Annotated in this window: 13 protein-coding genes; 11 read left to right on the forward strand and 2 right to left on the reverse strand. The window is 28.9% G+C overall.

From position 1 onward, the window contains the following. Positions 1-58: 58 nt before the first annotated feature. Positions 59-1,540: a cardiolipin synthase gene (cls, locus tag G3997_RS00510; RefSeq protein WP_296646394.1), complete on the reverse strand. Its 1,482-nt coding sequence runs from the start codon at positions 1,538-1,540 to the stop codon at positions 59-61. A gap of 127 nt (positions 1,541-1,667) precedes the next feature. Continuing rightward, the gene (locus tag G3997_RS00515) at positions 1,668-2,537 is read right to left on the reverse strand and encodes a formate/nitrite transporter family protein (protein WP_296646399.1); all 870 of its coding nucleotides are present in this window, start codon (positions 2,535-2,537) and stop codon (positions 1,668-1,670) included. A 272-nt stretch (positions 2,538-2,809) separates the two neighbouring features. Here G3997_RS00515 and G3997_RS00520 point away from each other — a divergent pair, with 272 nt between their 5' ends. From G3997_RS00520 to rlmD, 11 genes are all read left to right on the forward strand, one after another. Then, positions 2,810-3,607: a formate/nitrite transporter family protein gene (locus tag G3997_RS00520; RefSeq protein ID WP_296646404.1), complete on the forward strand. Its 798-nt coding sequence runs from the start codon at positions 2,810-2,812 to the stop codon at positions 3,605-3,607. 181 nt (positions 3,608-3,788) lie between these two features. Beyond that, entirely contained in the window at positions 3,789-4,703 is a 915-nt protein-coding gene (gene murB / locus G3997_RS00525; protein WP_296646406.1) for a UDP-N-acetylmuramate dehydrogenase, read from the forward strand. 3 nt (positions 4,704-4,706) lie between these two features. After that, entirely contained in the window at positions 4,707-5,420 is a 714-nt protein-coding gene (locus G3997_RS00530; RefSeq protein ID WP_296646410.1) for a PHP domain-containing protein, read from the forward strand. 18 nt (positions 5,421-5,438) lie between these two features. Further along, positions 5,439-6,296: an RNase adapter RapZ gene (gene rapZ, locus G3997_RS00535; protein ID WP_296646412.1), complete on the forward strand. Its 858-nt coding sequence runs from the start codon at positions 5,439-5,441 to the stop codon at positions 6,294-6,296. Positions 6,297-6,309: 13 nt separating this feature from the next. Then, a complete protein-coding gene (locus G3997_RS00540; protein ID WP_296646415.1) occupies positions 6,310-7,419 on the forward strand; it encodes a gluconeogenesis factor YvcK family protein in 1,110 nt (369 codons plus the stop codon). A 65-nt stretch (positions 7,420-7,484) separates the two neighbouring features. Continuing rightward, positions 7,485-7,910: an NUDIX hydrolase gene (locus tag G3997_RS00545; protein ID WP_296646420.1), complete on the forward strand. Its 426-nt coding sequence runs from the start codon at positions 7,485-7,487 to the stop codon at positions 7,908-7,910. A 17-nt stretch (positions 7,911-7,927) separates the two neighbouring features. Then, positions 7,928-8,878 carry a DNA-binding protein WhiA gene (whiA, locus tag G3997_RS00550; protein WP_296646422.1) on the forward strand — a complete coding sequence of 317 codons (951 nt, stop codon included), beginning with the start codon at positions 7,928-7,930 and terminating at the stop codon, positions 8,876-8,878. A gap of 231 nt (positions 8,879-9,109) precedes the next feature. Then, positions 9,110-12,646, forward strand: a complete 3,537-nt coding sequence (locus tag G3997_RS00555) for a DNA polymerase III subunit alpha (protein ID WP_296646425.1) — start codon at positions 9,110-9,112, stop codon at positions 12,644-12,646. 197 nt (positions 12,647-12,843) lie between these two features. Then, positions 12,844-13,803: a 6-phosphofructokinase gene (pfkA, locus tag G3997_RS00560; RefSeq protein WP_296646428.1), complete on the forward strand. Its 960-nt coding sequence runs from the start codon at positions 12,844-12,846 to the stop codon at positions 13,801-13,803. An 18-nt stretch (positions 13,804-13,821) separates the two neighbouring features. After that, entirely contained in the window at positions 13,822-15,582 is a 1,761-nt protein-coding gene (pyk, locus tag G3997_RS00565; RefSeq protein WP_296646431.1) for a pyruvate kinase, read from the forward strand. A gap of 433 nt (positions 15,583-16,015) precedes the next feature. Beyond that, complete coding sequence (gene rlmD, locus G3997_RS00570) at positions 16,016-17,374, forward strand: 23S rRNA (uracil(1939)-C(5))-methyltransferase RlmD (protein ID WP_296646436.1); 1,359 nt, start codon at positions 16,016-16,018, stop codon at positions 17,372-17,374. The last annotated feature ends 217 nt before the right edge of the window (positions 17,375-17,591 follow it).

Raw genomic sequence — 17,591 nt, forward strand, 5'->3', positions numbered from 1 at the left:
TAAATAATAAAGGCTAYYTTTAAAAGTAGAATATTTTAAAGGTAGCCTTTTTAGTATCTTATAATATAGGAGATACTAATCTTGATATAGATTCTTTAATTCTTACATAACGAGATCTAGAATTATACATATCTAAAGTTATTTCCTTAGATTTTAATATATCATTTTCAAATATTTCTCTTTGTTTTTTAGCCATTTTTGAAGAATATATAAAAGCATTTATTTCAAAATTAAGTTCGAAACTTCTTATATCAAAATTTGCTGTTCCTATTGAACATACACAATCATCAACGACTACAGCTTTTGCATGAAGAAAAGCATTATGATTGTAGTTATAAAGTTTAGCTCCGTACTTAAGTAGCTCACCTGCATAAGATGAAGAAGCATCATAAACAAAAGGATGGTCAGGCTTACCAGGAATCATTATTCTTACATCAACACCAGAAAAACAAGCAATTTTTAAAGTATCTGTAAGTGTTTTATCTAAAATGAAATAAGGTGTTTGGATATAAACATACTTTTTAGCCTTTTGTATCATTTTTATATATCCATATTTTATTTCATCTAATTCACTAATATCAGGTCCACTAGACACAATTTGTACGCCGATATTATCTGTTGCTTTACTATTTAAATTGGATAATTCTTCAATGTTAAAGTACTTATTAAGTACTAAATCTTCTTTAGTTGTATATCTCCAATCAAGTATAAATCTTATGTTAAGATCTCTTACAGAATCACCAATAATTTTTAAATGAGTATCTCTCCAATATCCAAATTTAGGATTTTTACCTAAATATTCATCACCTACGTTGTTTCCCCCTATAAATCCAACCTCTCCATCTATAATTACTAATTTTCTATGATTTCTGTAGTTAAGGTTAAAGTTTATAATTTTTAAGAAGGAAGGGAAGAAAGCGGCAACTTTAACTCCTGATTTTTTTAATTTTAATACTGATTTATCACTAAAAAATTTACTACCTACTGCATCATATAGTAGTCTAACTTCAACACCGCTTTTAGCTTTATCTATTAAGATGTCCATTATTTTATTCCCTATTTCATCATCTTTAAAAATATAAAATTGTATATTTATATATTTTTTAGCTTTTTTAAGGTCTTCTAATAAAGAATCAAAGAAATCACTTGGTTCAGGATATATTTGTACATCATTATTAGTTGTAAAATTAGAATTATTTGAATTAGCTAGAGCGTATATCATATCTTTATACTCTATTAAATCTGGCGCTAGGTTATCATTACGTTCTAACTTAATTTGAGTATCTATTATGTTTTCTTTTAAAATTTTATCTTCAGCTTTTTTGATTTTAAACATATTATCTTTAGAAATACCTCTACCAAATACTAAATAGAATATACAACCTATGGCTGGGGCAGTAGTTAAAACAAGAACCCATGCTATAGTAGCTTCAATACTTCTTTTTTCTCTAAATATTAAGTTTATAATTGATAAGAAATTTATTATATAGATTGTAGTAATTAAAATCTCATACCAAGACTCTTTAACTAAACTAGACATAAGTAAAACCCCCAATCATATGATTAATATTAATAGTTTGTATATATAGTATAAATATTAATTGAATATAAATAAAGAGGTTGAACTAATATTTTAGAACAACCTCTTTAAAATGTATCAGTAAAAACTATGCTGCTTTCTTTTCAGCATTAGAATCTTCTTTTTTATTAACGAATATGAAGTAGTAAACTCCAGCAACGAATATTGCACCACCTAATATATTACCTATAGTAACAGGTATTAAGTTGTGAGTAAATATACTAGTTATATTTAACTTAGCAGCTTCTTCAGCAGTTTTGTGAGCAGCTTCTAAGTATACAGGGTTAGACTTAGCGAATAATCCTGCAAAGAAGTAAGCCATATTTGCAACACAGTGTTCATATCCAGTACATACGAATAAGAATACACCGAAGAATCCAGCTAAAAGTTTTCCAGTTACATCTTTAGCACCGTAAGTCATCCATACAGTAGCACAAACTATCCAGTTACATAATATACCAGATGCTATTGCAGCACCCCAACTAAATCCAAGTTTACCTATTGCGTTTTTAACTACAACACCACCGTATAAACCAGCACTCCAGTCAAATACACCAGATAAACTTACTAACCAAGCAACTAATGCTCCACCAATTAAGTTACCTATCCAAACTAAAGCCCAGTTTTTGAAAGCTTGGCTCCATGTTACTCTTTTCTTTAGAGCAGCAAGAGTTATTAATATGTTACCTGTAAATAAGTCTCCACCTGCTACAAGTACGAACATAAGACCAGCAGGGAACATAAGACCTGCAACCATTTTACCTAAACCATAAGTTTCAGGATTTGCTAATAAGTTGTAAGCTGCACCAACTGACCCTAGTGCACCGAATGCTATGTATGCACCAGCTAAAAATGCAGATGCTAGAACTTTTTTGTTTGGCGTAGTAGCCTTTTTAACACCAGCTTCGATAGTGTATTCAGCTATCTCAGCAGGAGTAAGCATTTTTTTATCTGCCATGAATAATTCCTCCTTAAAAATTTATATAAATTATAAAAAAATTAACATAGTTCTTAAAAAATAAAAATTGCTATGAATTAATAGCATTAGTAATTATACAATAAAATGACTACTTTGTATACATTAAACAATAAAAGACAATAAATAGTAAAATTGGTATAAAATTTTTTTATTATATATGGACTATACATAAATTAAAAAGAGAAAAAGTATAAATATTTAAGAAGTAGATACAATTAAATTTTAAAAAGCTTATTAATGGGGGTGGGATTATGGACAAAAGATTCTTAACACCCAGGGAAGTAGCAGATGCTACTATAAATGCAGGTATTAAAAAAGCTAACTTAAAGATAAGTAGTTGTATAGGGTTAGGTATACTTGCAGGAGTTTTTATAGGCTTTGGAGGATTAGGAAATATATTAGTTACTCAAACTCTAGGTGGTATAGATGCTGGATTAGCTAGGTTAGCTGGAGCAGCTGTTTTTCCTGTGGGCCTTATGCTAGTAGTTATATGTGGAGCTGAATTGTTTACTGGTAATAACTTAATGACTTTGGCATTTATGAACAAAAAAATAACTTTATCAGGGCTTTTAAAAAATTGGTCACTAGTATATGTAGCTAATTTTATAGGATCAGTAGTATTAGCTTTAGCTGTTTTTTATGCAGGTATTCTTACAGGTGATGCTGCAAATAAGGCTATAGTAATAGCAGAGTCAAAAGTATCACTTACTATTTCAGAGGCAATTATAAGAGGTATACTATGCAATATAATTGTTGTTTTAGCGGTATGGATGGCAACTGCATCACAAGATGTAATTTCTAAAATTTTTGCATGTTGGTTTCCTATAATGTTATTTGTTTTATGTGGATTTGAACATAGTATTGCAAATATGTTTTTTATACCAATGGGAATATTATTAGGAGCTAATATTACAATAGGTCAATTAATAAGCAACTTATTATTTGTAACAATTGGAAATATAATAGGTGGAGCTATTTTAATTCCATATGTATATAATAAGGTATTTATAAAAAATGAAATAAGTAAGAATGAATCTTCTAACATATAAAATTTCATACTAAAGAAAATATAGCGTTGATATAGTAATATCAACGCTTTTTTAATACTTTAAAGCCTTTATATATTGTTATTTTTTTTTTAATACATTATTATATTAATTATACAAAATTAATATAGTATAAATATGTAAGCGTTAAGTTAATAAATACTTTAATCAGGGAGGAAATTTAATGAATAAGCAATATATATATGAATGTTTGTTAAATATAATAGATAAAGAAGATATAAAATTAGATGAGCCAATGAAAAAACACATCTCTTTTAGAGTTGGAGGGCCTGCAGATATATTAGTAAAGCCTAGAACCGAAGATCAAATAGCTAGTGTTATAAAGCTTTTGAAAGCAGAAAATGTTCCTTATGTTGTAATAGGTAATGGATCTAATCTTTTAATAAAAGATGGTGGAATCAGAGGAGTAGTAATAGAAATATCAAACAACTTTAATGATTTTGCAATAGAAGAAAATATGGTAAATATACAAGCAGGAGCATTACTTTCATTTGTTGGTAAAGCTGTTTTAAGAGCTGAGTTAAAAGGCTTTGAATTTGCAGCTGGTATACCTGGAACTTTAGGTGGAGCATTAGCTATGAATGCAGGTGCTTATGGAGGAGAAATGAAGGATATAGTTAAATCTGTTAGACTAATGGATACAGATGGAAATATATTTGATTTTACTAACGAGCAAATGCAATTTGCCTATAGAAGAAGTATACTTTCAAATACTGACTATATAGTATTATCAGCACAAATTGAATTAGAAAAAGGCAATTTTGATGAAATAAAAGCTACAATGGCTGATTTTACTCAAAGAAGAGTAACTAAACAACCTTTAAGTTTACCAAGTGCAGGTAGTACATTTAAGAGACCAGAAGGGCATTTTGCAGCCAAATTAATAGATGATTGTGGATTAAGAGGCCTTACATTAAGAGGTGCTCAAGTTTCAGAGAAACATTGCGGATTTGTTGTAAACTTAGGTAATGCTAATGCTAAAGATATTTTAGACTTAATGTATGTAGTAAAGAGTACAGTTAAGTCTAAGTTTGGTATAGCTTTAGAGGAAGAAGTCAAAATACTTGGAGAGGATTAATAAATGCAAATATTAGCAGATTATCATACTCATACTATATATAGCCATGGAAAAGGAACTATAGAGGAAAATGTAGTTGAAGCTATTTCTAAAGGTATTAAGACAATAGGAATATCTGACCATGGATATAAGCATTTAGCATATGGAATAAAATTAAATGATATTTATAAAATGAGAGAAGAGATAGATAAATTGAATGATAAATATTCAAATATAAATATTCTCTTAGGTATGGAATGTAATATTTTAGACAGCTATGGCAATATAGATATAAATGATAAAATCATAGAAAATTGTGATTATATTATGGCTGGATATCATTTTGCATCGACTCCTACATCTTTAAAAAGTATGTTAAATCATTACAATAATTACATGATAAAAAATGAAAAAGCTAAAGATTATAATACAAATTCTATAATAAATGCTATGAAAAATAACAATATATTTATAATAACTCATCCTGGAGATAAAGGTGATGTTTATATAGAAGAAATAGCAAAAGTAGCAATAGATACAGATACAAGACTAGAGATAAATAGTAGCCATGGATTTTTAAATACTAATCAATTAGCTAAAATAAAAAATCTAGGAAATAAGTTCATCATAGGTTCTGATGCTCACATACCTCAGAATGTAGGTAACTTTGATTTAGCTATGAATATTATAAAAGAATCAAATCTAGATTTATCATTAGTGGAGAATATAAAAATATAGATAATGAGGGAGAATAGTATGAAATTCTTAATTGTAACAGGTCTTTCAGGTTCTGGAAAAAGTGAAGCAATGAGATCTTTGGAGGATATGGGTTTTTACTGCGTAGATAACTTACCTCCAGCATTAATAACTAAATTTGCGGAATTATGTTATCAACCTAATTCTAGTATAGATAAGGTTGCTTTAGGTATAGATATAAGGGGTATAAAATTTTTTGAAACACTTTATGAAAGTTTATCTTATTTAGAAAAAGCAAAGTATGAATATGAAATACTTTACTTAGACTGTTCAGATGATGTTTTATTAAAAAGATACAAAATGACAAGAAGAAATCATCCACTATCTAAAAATATACAAATACCAGAAGGTATAAAAATGGAAAGAAAGATATTGGAAACTTTAAAGGAAAAATCAAGTTATATAATAGATACTACAAATATGAAACCTAAAGATTTAAAAGAGGAAATAGAGAAAATATATTCTGCAGGCGAAAGTAATCCTAAATTAACAATATCAGTAGTATCTTTTGGATTTAAGCACGGTATACCAACTGATTGTGACCTTATGTTTGATGTTAGATTTTTACCTAACCCATACTATATTGAAGAATTAAGACCTAAAACTGGTGATGATAAAGAAGTAAGAGATTATGTTATGAATTCTAAAGTTAGTGAAGAATTTTATGCAAAACTTACTGATATGATACAGTTTTTAGTGCCTCAATATGTTGAAGAAGGAAAACAACATTTAGTTATAGGAATTGGATGTACAGGTGGAAGACATAGATCAGTTACTATATCAAATCTTATATACGAGGATTTAGTTAATAAAGGTTATAGAGTGGTTAAAAAGCATAGAGACTCTATGTTGAGATAATGTGGGAGAAGAGATGACAAATTTATTTATGGTTATAGGAATTACAGGATGGATTGCCTTATTTGCATCTATATATGTATATAAGAAAATAAAAGATGAAAGATTAAAGTCAATTACTGTTGAGGAAAAGAAAAGTACAGATCCTAATATAGTAGTTATTGGAGGCGGAACAGGTCAATCAGTTTTTTTAAGAGGCCTTAAAAAGAAGAGTCACAACATAACGGCAGTTGTCACAGTTGCAGATGATGGTGGAGGGTCTGGTATTCTTCGAGAAGACCTAGGAATGCTTCCTCCTGGAGATATAAGAAACTGTTTATTGGCTCTAGCTAATATAGAGCCAACTATGAGAGAAGTTATGCAATATAGATTTACAGAGGGTGCACTAAAAGGACAAAGCTTTGGAAATTTATTTCTAGCAGCTATGAATGGTTTATATGGAAACTTTGAAGTTGCACTATATAAAATGAGTCAAATTTTTGCAATAACAGGAAAGGTTTTACCTGTTAGTTTAGAGGATATAAATTTGATAGCAGAGCTTAAGAATGGAAAAATAATAAAAGGGGAATCTAAGATACCTGTAGAGTGTAAAAAAGATAAAACATCAATAAAAAGAGTTTATTTAGATAAACCTGATGCAACACCTTTAGAGGAAGTAATTAACTCTATAGATAATGCAGATATAATTATTATGGGACCAGGAAGTTTATATACAAGCATAATACCAAACTTATTGTTAAAAGGAGTAGTAGAAGCTATTGAAAAATCTAAAGCACCTAAGGTATATATATGTAACATAATGACTCAACCAGGAGAATCTGATAATTATAATGTTTTAGATCATGTTAAGTCTATTGTAAATCACACTAATAAAAATATAATAGATTACGTAATATCTAATAATGAAGTATTACCAAAAGAGATGCTTGAAAGATATCAAAAAGATGGAGCAACACAAGTTTTATTGGATGAAAATCAAAAGAAATCATTAAAAATAATGGGGGCAAAAACTATAGAAGAAAATCTAATTGAGATAAAAAGTAATTATATTAGGCATGATGCAAGTCATATTTCAGATATAGTTATAAATTTGGCACTAAGTCATTGTAATGACAAAAATAAGTAAAAGAGGATTTTATAAGTTTATGTAGAAATCCTTATTATTATGTTAGTTTTAAGGAGTGAACATCTATGAGAGAAGAGATTAGTGCCGGTGGTGTAGTACTGTTTGGCAATGCTATACTTTTACTTAGAAAATTCAATGGAGATTGGGTTTTACCAAAGGGAAAGGTAGAAGAAGGAGAAAATAGACAAGAAGCAGCACTTAGAGAAGTGCTAGAGGAAACAGGAGTAAAAGCAGATATATTAAAATATTTAGGTGAAATACATTATACATTTAAGGAAAATTGGGATGAAAATAGAGCTGTTCATAAAACTGTTTTTTGGTACTTGATGCAGGCAAGAAACATGAATACAGTTCCACAAAAAGAAGAAGGATTCATTGATGCTAAGTTTATTCATTTAGATAGGGTTGTGGATTTAGCTAGATATGATGACGAAAAAGAAATAATAAAAGTAGCCTTGCAAGAAATAAAAAAAAGGCTAAAAAAGAACTAGCAGAATAGGTGATATATATGTCTTTTTCAGCTGAAACAAAAAATGAATTAGCAAGGGTTATATCTAATGATGATTACTGTAATATGGCTGAATTAGCTGCAATAGTTAGATTGGCAGGTAGTATACAAATTACAGGTTATAGAAAATTAAATATAAAAATTACTACAGAACTAAATTCTATAGCAAGAAAAGTATTCAAACTACTTAAACAAAATTTTGGAATAAATACTACGATATCTGTAAATAAAAATCAGATGTTAAAAAGAAATAATAGTTATGTTCTTATAGTTACAAGTGAAATGGGTTCAGAAAATTTATTAAGAACACTTGGAATATTGGCACCTGGAGATGGATTTTATACAGTAAATAAAGTTCCTGAAAATTTATTAAAAAATGAAGAGTGTATAAGAGGGTTTATAAGAGGTGCATTTCTAGGAGGCGGCTCTATAAGCGATCCGGGTAAAAATTATCATATGGAATTTGTAACTAATAATGAAGATTTTGCAAAGTCGTTAAAAGATTTAATAAATAATTTGGGATTTAACTGTAAAGTGGTTTCAAGAAAAAATAACTATGTAGTATATTTAAAAGAAAGTGAACAAATATCAGATTTACTTAGTATAATAGGAGCTCATAATGCTCTTTTGAGTCTTCAAAATACAAAAATAGTAAAGGCTATGAGAAATAATGTAAATCGTATAGTAAATTGTGAAACTGCAAATCTTTCAAAGACTGTAAATGCATCTGTTAGACAGATTGAAAATATTAAACTTATTCAAGATACAATAGGTATAAGTAGTTTACCGGAAAATTTACAAGAGATAGCTAGGATTAGGTTAGAGTGTGAAGACATGACTTTAAAGGAATTAGGTGAAATGTTAGAACCTCCAATAGGAAAATCTGGAGTTAACCATAGGCTAAGAAAAATTGAAGAAATAGCGAATGATATAAGAAGTAAACAAGAATAAATAAGGGAGATATAGTGATATATCTCCTTTTATTTTGGGTAAATTAAAAATTAATAAAGAATTATAAAATTAAAAAGTATTTATAATTATAAATATTTAGTATAAATTTTAAGCTTAAATAATTAGAATAAAATATTTTGTCGACATATAATTTAATAAATTCTAATTTATGATAAAANNNATTATGTATAATCTGTGGTAAAATTAAATNATAATHTAGGAGGTGATAGGATGACGAAAGATTTTGCACATCTTCATGTCCATACTGAATATAGCTTATTGGATGGTTTTTCAAGGGTAAAAAATTTAATAAGCAGAGCAAAAGAGCTAAATATGAGTTCTGTTGCCATAACAGACCATGGTTGTATGTTTGGTGTAATAGACTTTTATAAAGAAGCAAAAAAACAAGGAATAAAGCCTATTGTAGGTTGTGAAGTATATACTGCACCACGTAGTTTAAGGGACAAAGATCCTAATTACGATAAAAGGCAAGGTCATCTAATTCTTCTAGCTAAAAATATGGATGGATATAAAAATTTAATTAAATTAGTATCTACGTCATATGTAGAAGGATTTTATTATAAGCCAAGGGTTGATATAGATGAACTAAAAAAATATAGCGATGGAATAATAGCATTATCAGCTTGTTTAGCTGGAGATATTGCTCAAGCTTTAATGGATAGGAATTATGAAAAGGCTAAGAAAATAGCATTCCAATATAGAGATATATTTGGAGAAGATAACTATTACTTAGAGATACAAGATCATGGTTTACCTGAGCAAAAGGAAGTTAATGCTGCATTGGTAAAGCTATCTAAAGAAACTAATATACCACTAGTTGCAACTAATGATATTCATTATGTAAATAAGGAAGATTCTAAAATACATGATGTACTTATGTGTATACAAATGGGTAAAACGGTAAATGATCCAAATCGAATGAGATTTGGAAGTGATGAGTTCTATTTAAAATCAAGAGAAGAAATGGAAAGTTTATTTCCATATGCACCAGAGGCTATAGATAATACTGTAAAAATAGCTGAACAATGTAATATAGAGTTTGATTTTAATACAATACATCTTCCTAAATATGATGTACCAGAAGGGTATACACCAGAAACTTATCTAAGAGAGTTATGTTTTAAAGGCCTTGAAGAAAGATATGATAATCCAAGTCAAGAAATTATAGATAGACTTAATTATGAGCTAGGTGTGATTGAAAAAATGGGTTATGTAGAATATTTCTTAATAACTTGGGACTTTATAAACTTCTCAAAAGAAAATAATATAATGGTTGGCCCAGGTAGAGGTAGTGCAGCTGGTTCTATAGTTGCATATACATTAAAAATAACTGATATAGACCCAATAAAGTATTCTCTACTATTTGAGCGTTTTTTAAATCCAGAACGTGTATCTATGCCCGATATAGATATAGATTTCTGTTATGAAAGAAGAGAAGAAGTTATAGATTATGTTAAAAGAAAATATGGAGAAGATCATGTTGCTCAGATAATAACATTTGGTACAATGGGAGCTAAAGCAGCTATAAGAGATGTAGGAAGAGTTTTAGATATACCATATAATAAAGTTGATAAAATAGCAAAAGAAATACCTTTTGCACTTGGTATGACTATTGATAAAGCTTTAGAGACTAATCCAACACTAAGAGATTTATATGAACAAGATAGAGAAACTAAAGAAGTTATAGATATATCAAAAAGAATAGAAGGAATGTTAAGACATGCATCTACTCATGCGGCAGGTGTAGTTATATCTAAAAATCCAGTAGATGAGTATGTACCACTTTATAAGCATCAAGATGCTATAACTACTCAGTTTACAATGACAACATTAGAAGAACTTGGACTTCTAAAAATGGATTTTTTAGGACTTAGAACTTTAACAGTTATAAGAGATGCACTTAGTTTAATAGAAAAAAATCATAATAAAAAGATAGATTTTTCTAAAATGGATTATGATGACCCTAAAGTATTTGAACTTTTATCTTCAGGAAACACATTAGGAGTATTCCAATTAGAAAGCGCTGGTATGAGAGTGTTTATGAAACAATTAAAACCAGACAACTTTGAAGATATAGTAGCCGGAATATCTTTATATAGACCAGGTCCAATGGATTCTATACCAACTTATATTGAGAATAAAACTAATCCACAAAATGTAACCTATTTACATGAAAAACTAAAACCTATAATGGAAGTTACTTACGGTTGCTTAGTTTATCAAGAGCAGGTTATGCAGGTTGTTAGAGAGTTAGGTGGATATACTTACGGACGTAGTGACTTAGTTAGAAGAGCTATGGGTAAGAAAAAGATGGACGTAATGGAGGAAGAAAGAAGATACTTCGTTTACGGTAAAGAGGATGAAAATGGAGATATAGAAATAGCTGGATGTATAAGAAATGGTGTACCAGAAGATATAGCTAATAAGATATTTGATGACATGATAGACTTTGCAAAGTATGCATTTAATAAATCTCACGCTGCTGCATATGGTGTTTTATCTTATCAAACGGCATATTTAAAGGCATATTATCCAGTTGAATTTATGGCAGCTTTAATAACTAGTGTAATGGGAAATACAGATAAAGTTGTAGAGTATATAAGAGAATGTAATGCTTTAGGAATAGAAGTATTAAAGCCAGATATAAATAAAAGTTTTTCTAAATTCTCAGTTGAAGGAAATAATATAAGATTTGGACTAGCAGCAGTAAAAAATGTTGGTGTAAATATTATAGAAAATATAATAAAAGAGAGAAATCTTAATGGAAAATTTGTGGATTTTTCAGATTTAGCTAAAAGATTAGATTCAAAAGATACTAATAAAAGGGTTATAGAAAGTTTAATTAAATGTGGTGCTTTTGATGAAATAAGTGAGAATAGAGCTAGCTTAATGGCAGGATATGAAAATGTTTTAGATAGTATATCTATGGATAGAAAGAAAAATATACAAGGTCAAATATCATTATTTGATGCTTTTGGTGGCAGCGAAGATAATAATTTACAAGAGACTAATACAATTCCTAAAATACCTGAGTATAAAGAACGAGAGAAACTATCTTTAGAAAAAGAAGTTTTAGGTATGTATGTAAGTGGGCATCCGTTATCAGAGTTCCAAGATATACTGATGAAAAATACATCTATAGATAATGGAAAGTTAAACTCTCTAAAAGAGGATGAACAATCATACTTAAGTCTAGATGAAAGAGACGTTATAATGGGAGGTATGATATCTAATAAAGTAATAAAAACCACTAAAAGAAACGATATAATGGCCTTTTTAGACTTAGAAGATTTATATGGAAATATAGAAGTTATAGTATTCCCTCAAACCTTAAAAAAATATAATGAAATTTTAAATGAAGATAGCATAATATTTGTAAGAGGTTCATTAAATATAAAGGAGGGAGAAGAACCTAAGATTATAGCAAGGGACATTGTAGATATAGATAATGCTTATGAATTAAGTAGAAATGGATATAATTCAAAAGTAAATAATAATAAAGATAGTAATAGAAAAAATTCAAAAAGTGGACTATATCTAAAAGTAAGCTCATATAATGACACTGAAATATTAGGGAAAATATCTAATATATTAAAAGAATATCCAGGTGAAGAAAATATATTTTTATACGCTGAGGATACAAAAAAGATGTATAAGTATAATGGGTTTACAGTAGATATATCAGATAGCTTAATTAAGGATTTAAATAAAATAATTCCAACAGAAAATATAAAAGTAAAAAATTAGTAAAAAAAATAAAAAATTAGTAAAAAAAATAAAAAATTAGGATATTAAAATAAAAAAACATAAAAATTGTGGTATAATATCATAAAATGGATATTTTTAGTGTTTCTAATTTTTTTACCTAAGATGGGATAAAAAAATATATTAGGGACGAAAAATGTCCTTATGGGGGTTAAATAGGGAATATAGGAGGTAAAACCATGAGAACTATAGGAATATTGACAAGTGGAGGAGATGCTCCAGGAATGAATGCAGCTATAAGGGCTGTTGTTAGATCAGGAATATACTATGGATGTAAGGTTTATGGTATAAACAGAGGTTATAAAGGTTTAATAGAAGAAGATATAGTAGAAATGAACTTATCTTCTGTTGGAGATATTATACACAGGGGCGGTACAATGCTAAAATCTTCTAGGTGTGAGGAATTCAAGACTGAAGAAGGAAGAGCAATAGGAGTAAAAGTTCTTAAGAAGTATGGTATAGATTGTCTAGTTGTTATAGGTGGAGATGGATCTTTTAACGGAGCACAAAAGCTAAGTGAGTTAGGATTCCCAGCTATAGGTATACCTGGTACTATTGATAATGACTTAGCATATACTGATTACACTATAGGATTTGATACAACTCAAAATACAATAATAGATGCTATAGGTAAAATAAGAGATACATCTTCTTCTCATGAAAGGGTTAACATAATAGAAGTAATGGGAAGACATTGTGGAGATCTTGCTTTATATGCTGGGCTTGCAGGTGGTGCTGAAACTATACTTGTTCCAGAAGTAGACTTTAAAGTTGAAGATGTATGTACTAAGTTAAAGACAACTCAAAAAAGAGGTAAAAGACATAGTATAATAATACTTGCTGAAGGAGTAGGAAATGCTCAAGATTTAGGTAAAGAAATAATAAAAGAAACTGGAGCGGATTTGAGAGTTACTGTACTAGGACATGTACAAAGAGGTGGTACTCCAAGTGCGTTTGATAGAATTCTAGCAAGTAGAATGGGAGTAAGAGCAGTAGAGCTATTATTAGATGGTAAAGCTGCTAGAGTAGTAGGTATAAGAGACAATAAGATAATAGATATGGACATACATGAAGCTTTATCAATACCGAAAACATTTGATAGAGATACTTATGAAATGGTGAAAATACTATCTATATAATTTAGGAGGAATATACGAATGTTAAAAAACACTAAGAGAACTAAAATAGTTTGTACATTAGGGCCAGCATCAGAGAAAGAAGAAGTGCTAACTGCATTAGTTGAAAATGGATTAAACGTAGCTAGAATGAATTTCTCTCATGGTTCTCACGAAGAGCACAAAGGTAGAATGGACTTAGTTAAAAAGGTTAGAGAAAAGTTAAATAAGCCAGTAGCTATATTATTAGATACAAAAGGTCCTGAAATAAGAACAGGAAACTTTGATCAACCAGAAGTATTATTAGAAGAAGGTCAAAAATTCACTATAACTATGAAAGATGTTATGGGAACAAAGGAAATGTGTACAGTAAGCTACAAAGGACTTGCAAGTGATGTAGTTGCTGGTGATACTATATTAATAGACGACGGTTTAGTTGGTCTTAGAGTTGATGAAATAAATGGTGATGATATACTTTGTACAGTTGAAAACTCAGGGATAGTTAAAAATCACAAAGGGGTTAACGTACCAGGTGTTAAAATAAATTTACCAGCATTAACTGATAAAGATATAAGCGATATAGAGTTTGGTATATCTCAAGGAATAGACTTTATAGCTGCATCATTTGTTAGAAAAGTTTCTGACGTTTTAGCTATAAGAGAAATTTTAGAAAGAAACAATGCTACAGATATACAAATAATATCTAAGATAGAAAACCAAGAAGGTGTAGATAACTTAGATGATATAATAGCTGTTTCTGACGGTATAATGGTTGCTAGAGGAGACCTTGGAGTTGAAATACCAACAGAAGAAATACCTGTAGTTCAAAAATTAATGATAGCAAAATGTAATGAAGCTGGAAAGCCAGTAATAACTGCAACTCAAATGTTAGACTCTATGATGAGAAATCCTAGACCAACAAGAGCAGAAGTTACAGACGTTGCAAACGCTATATATGATGGAACGGATGCAATAATGCTATCTGGAGAAACTGCTGCTGGTAAATATCCAGTAGAAGCTGTAAAAACAATGGCTACTATAGCTAAGAGAACAGAAGAAACATTAGATTATGATAGATTATTAAATAAAAATGACAGATCTAACGCAACAGTTACACATGCTATAAGTCATGCTACTTGTACAACTGCAGTTGATTTAGATGCTTCTGCAATAATAACATGTACTTCATCAGGACATACTGCTAGAATGGTATCTAAGTGTAGACCTAAGTGTCCAATAATAGCTACTACAAATGATGAAAGAGTAATGAGAAGATTAGCTCTTACTTGGGGTGTTTATCCAGTTAAAGCTGAAGTTGCAGGAAATACAGATGAAGTTATAGAAAATTCTATAGAATCATCTAAAAATGCAGGATACATAAATAATGGTGAATTAGTAGTTATAACTGCTGGAGTACCAGTTGGAATAAGTGGTACTACAAACTTAATAAAAGTACATGTTATAAGTGAAGAAATCGTAAAAGGTATAGGTGTTGGATCTAAAACTGTAGAAGGTAAAGTTAGAGTTGTTAAAAATGTACAAGATGCTGTAGAGTTCAATGAAGGAGATATATTAGTTACTAATATGACTGATATAGAAATGAATCCATTCATAGAAAAATGTTCTGCTATAATAACAGAAGAAGGTGGAATGACATCTCATGCTGCAATTGTAGGTATAAACTTAAATAAACCAGTTATAGTATCTGCAACAAATATATTAAATGCTGTAAAAGATGGAGAAATAGTTACTGTAGATGCATCTAGAGGTGTTATATACAGAGGATCGTCAAGAGTTTTATAAGAACTAAATAATTTTTATAAATTTAAATAAGTTAGAATATTATACATAATTTTAATAATATTCTTTTAGGAAAAAATAGTCACTAAGTTTATTAATTAAACATAGTGGCTATTTTTATAAGATTAANNNTTAGAATATTATACATAATTTTAATAATATTCTTTTAGGAAAAAATAGTCACTAAGTTTATTAATTAAACATAGTGGCTATTTTTATAAGATTAACTACAGTTAATAGTATAATATCTTATAAATTTACATAAATAGTTTTAGTGACACACTTTTAGAATATATATTATTGGATTTGTATTAATACAGTTATATAAAGGTATTAAAAATTAAAGATTTATTTATATAAGGGCTTTAAAAGCTCTTATTTTTTTGGTAAAATTAAATATTGAAGTCATAAAAATAAATGTACGGAGGACTAACCTATGTTATCAAAAAATAAAGAGTACGTTGTGGATATAGTTGATATAGGTCAAGGTGGAGTTGGAGTAGGAAAATACGAAGGATTTACTGTTTTTGTAGAGGGCGGATTATTACAAGATAAAGTAAAAGTAAAGATAAATAAATCTAAAAGGAATTATGCAGTAGGAGATATAGTTGAAATAATTGAAAAATCTCCATTTAGAGTAGAGAGAACATGTAGTGATGAATTAAAAGATTGTGGTGGATGTCAGATACAAGAATTAAACTACAATAAACAACTTGAATTAAAAACAAATGAAGTTAAACAAGTTGTAGCTAGAATTGGTAAATTAGAAAACGTTGAGATACATGAAACTATGGGTATGGAAAATCCATATAGATATAGAAATAAAGCTCAGTTCCCGATACAAAGTATAAATGGAGAACCGGCTATAGGTTTCTATAAGAAAAAAAGTCATTATGTAATACCTACTGATATGTGTGTTATACAACATGATATAAATGATAAGATAATCAAAATAATAAAGACTTATATACAAGCATACAATATAAGCATATATAATGAAACAACTCATACTGGTATATTAAGACATTTAGTAACAAAAGTTGGATTTACAACTAATGAAGTAATGGTTGTTTTAGTAGCAAATGGTACTAATTTACCACACCTAAGTGAATTAGCATCTATATTAAAAGAAAATATTCCTGGCTTTAAGACATTAGTTCTTAATATAAATAAAGCTAAAACTAATGTAATATTAGGAAGAGAAAATAAAGTTATATATGGAAATGGAAAAATAAATGATTACATTGGAGACTTAGTATTTGAAATATCTCCATTATCATTCTTCCAAGTAAATCCTGTTCAAACTGAAGTTTTATATAATAAAGCTTTAGAATATGCAGATTTAAAAGAAAATGACACAGTATTTGATATATATTGTGGAATAGGAACTATATCTTTATTCTTGGCTCAAAAAGCAACTAAAGTATATGGTATAGAGATTGTTGAAGATGCAATAAAAGATGCTAAGATTAATGCTAAATTAAATAATTTAAACAATGTAGAATTCTATGTTGGTAAGGCTGAAGAAGTTGTACCTAAGATGTATAGTGAAGGTAAGACTGCAAATGTAGTTATGGTTGACCCACCTAGAAAAGGTTGTGATGAAAAAGTATTAGATACTATAGTATCTATGGCACCAGATAGAGTAGTTTACGTTTCATGTAATCCATCTACATTAGCTAGAGATTTGGCATACTTAGATGAAAGAGGATATAAGTGTATAGAAATACAACCTGTTGATATGTTCCCACATACAATGCACGTTGAGTGTGTGGCTAAAATAGCAAAAAAATAAAGCAGAATACTGCTTTATTTTTTTGCTTTAATATGTTTTAACATGTATAAATTTGGTATAATATCATAAGACGAAAAATAATTATATTATAAAGGAGATTATAAAATGGCTGGAGATAGAATAATATGTCACTGTAAACAAGTAAGTTACATAGATATAAGAAAAGCAATGATAAATGGTGCTCGTACAGTGCAAGAAATAAAAGATATAACTGGTG

This window comes from Romboutsia sp. 13368 (genome assembly GCF_018336475.1).
Taxonomy (GTDB): Bacteria; Bacillota; Clostridia; order Peptostreptococcales; family Peptostreptococcaceae; genus Romboutsia.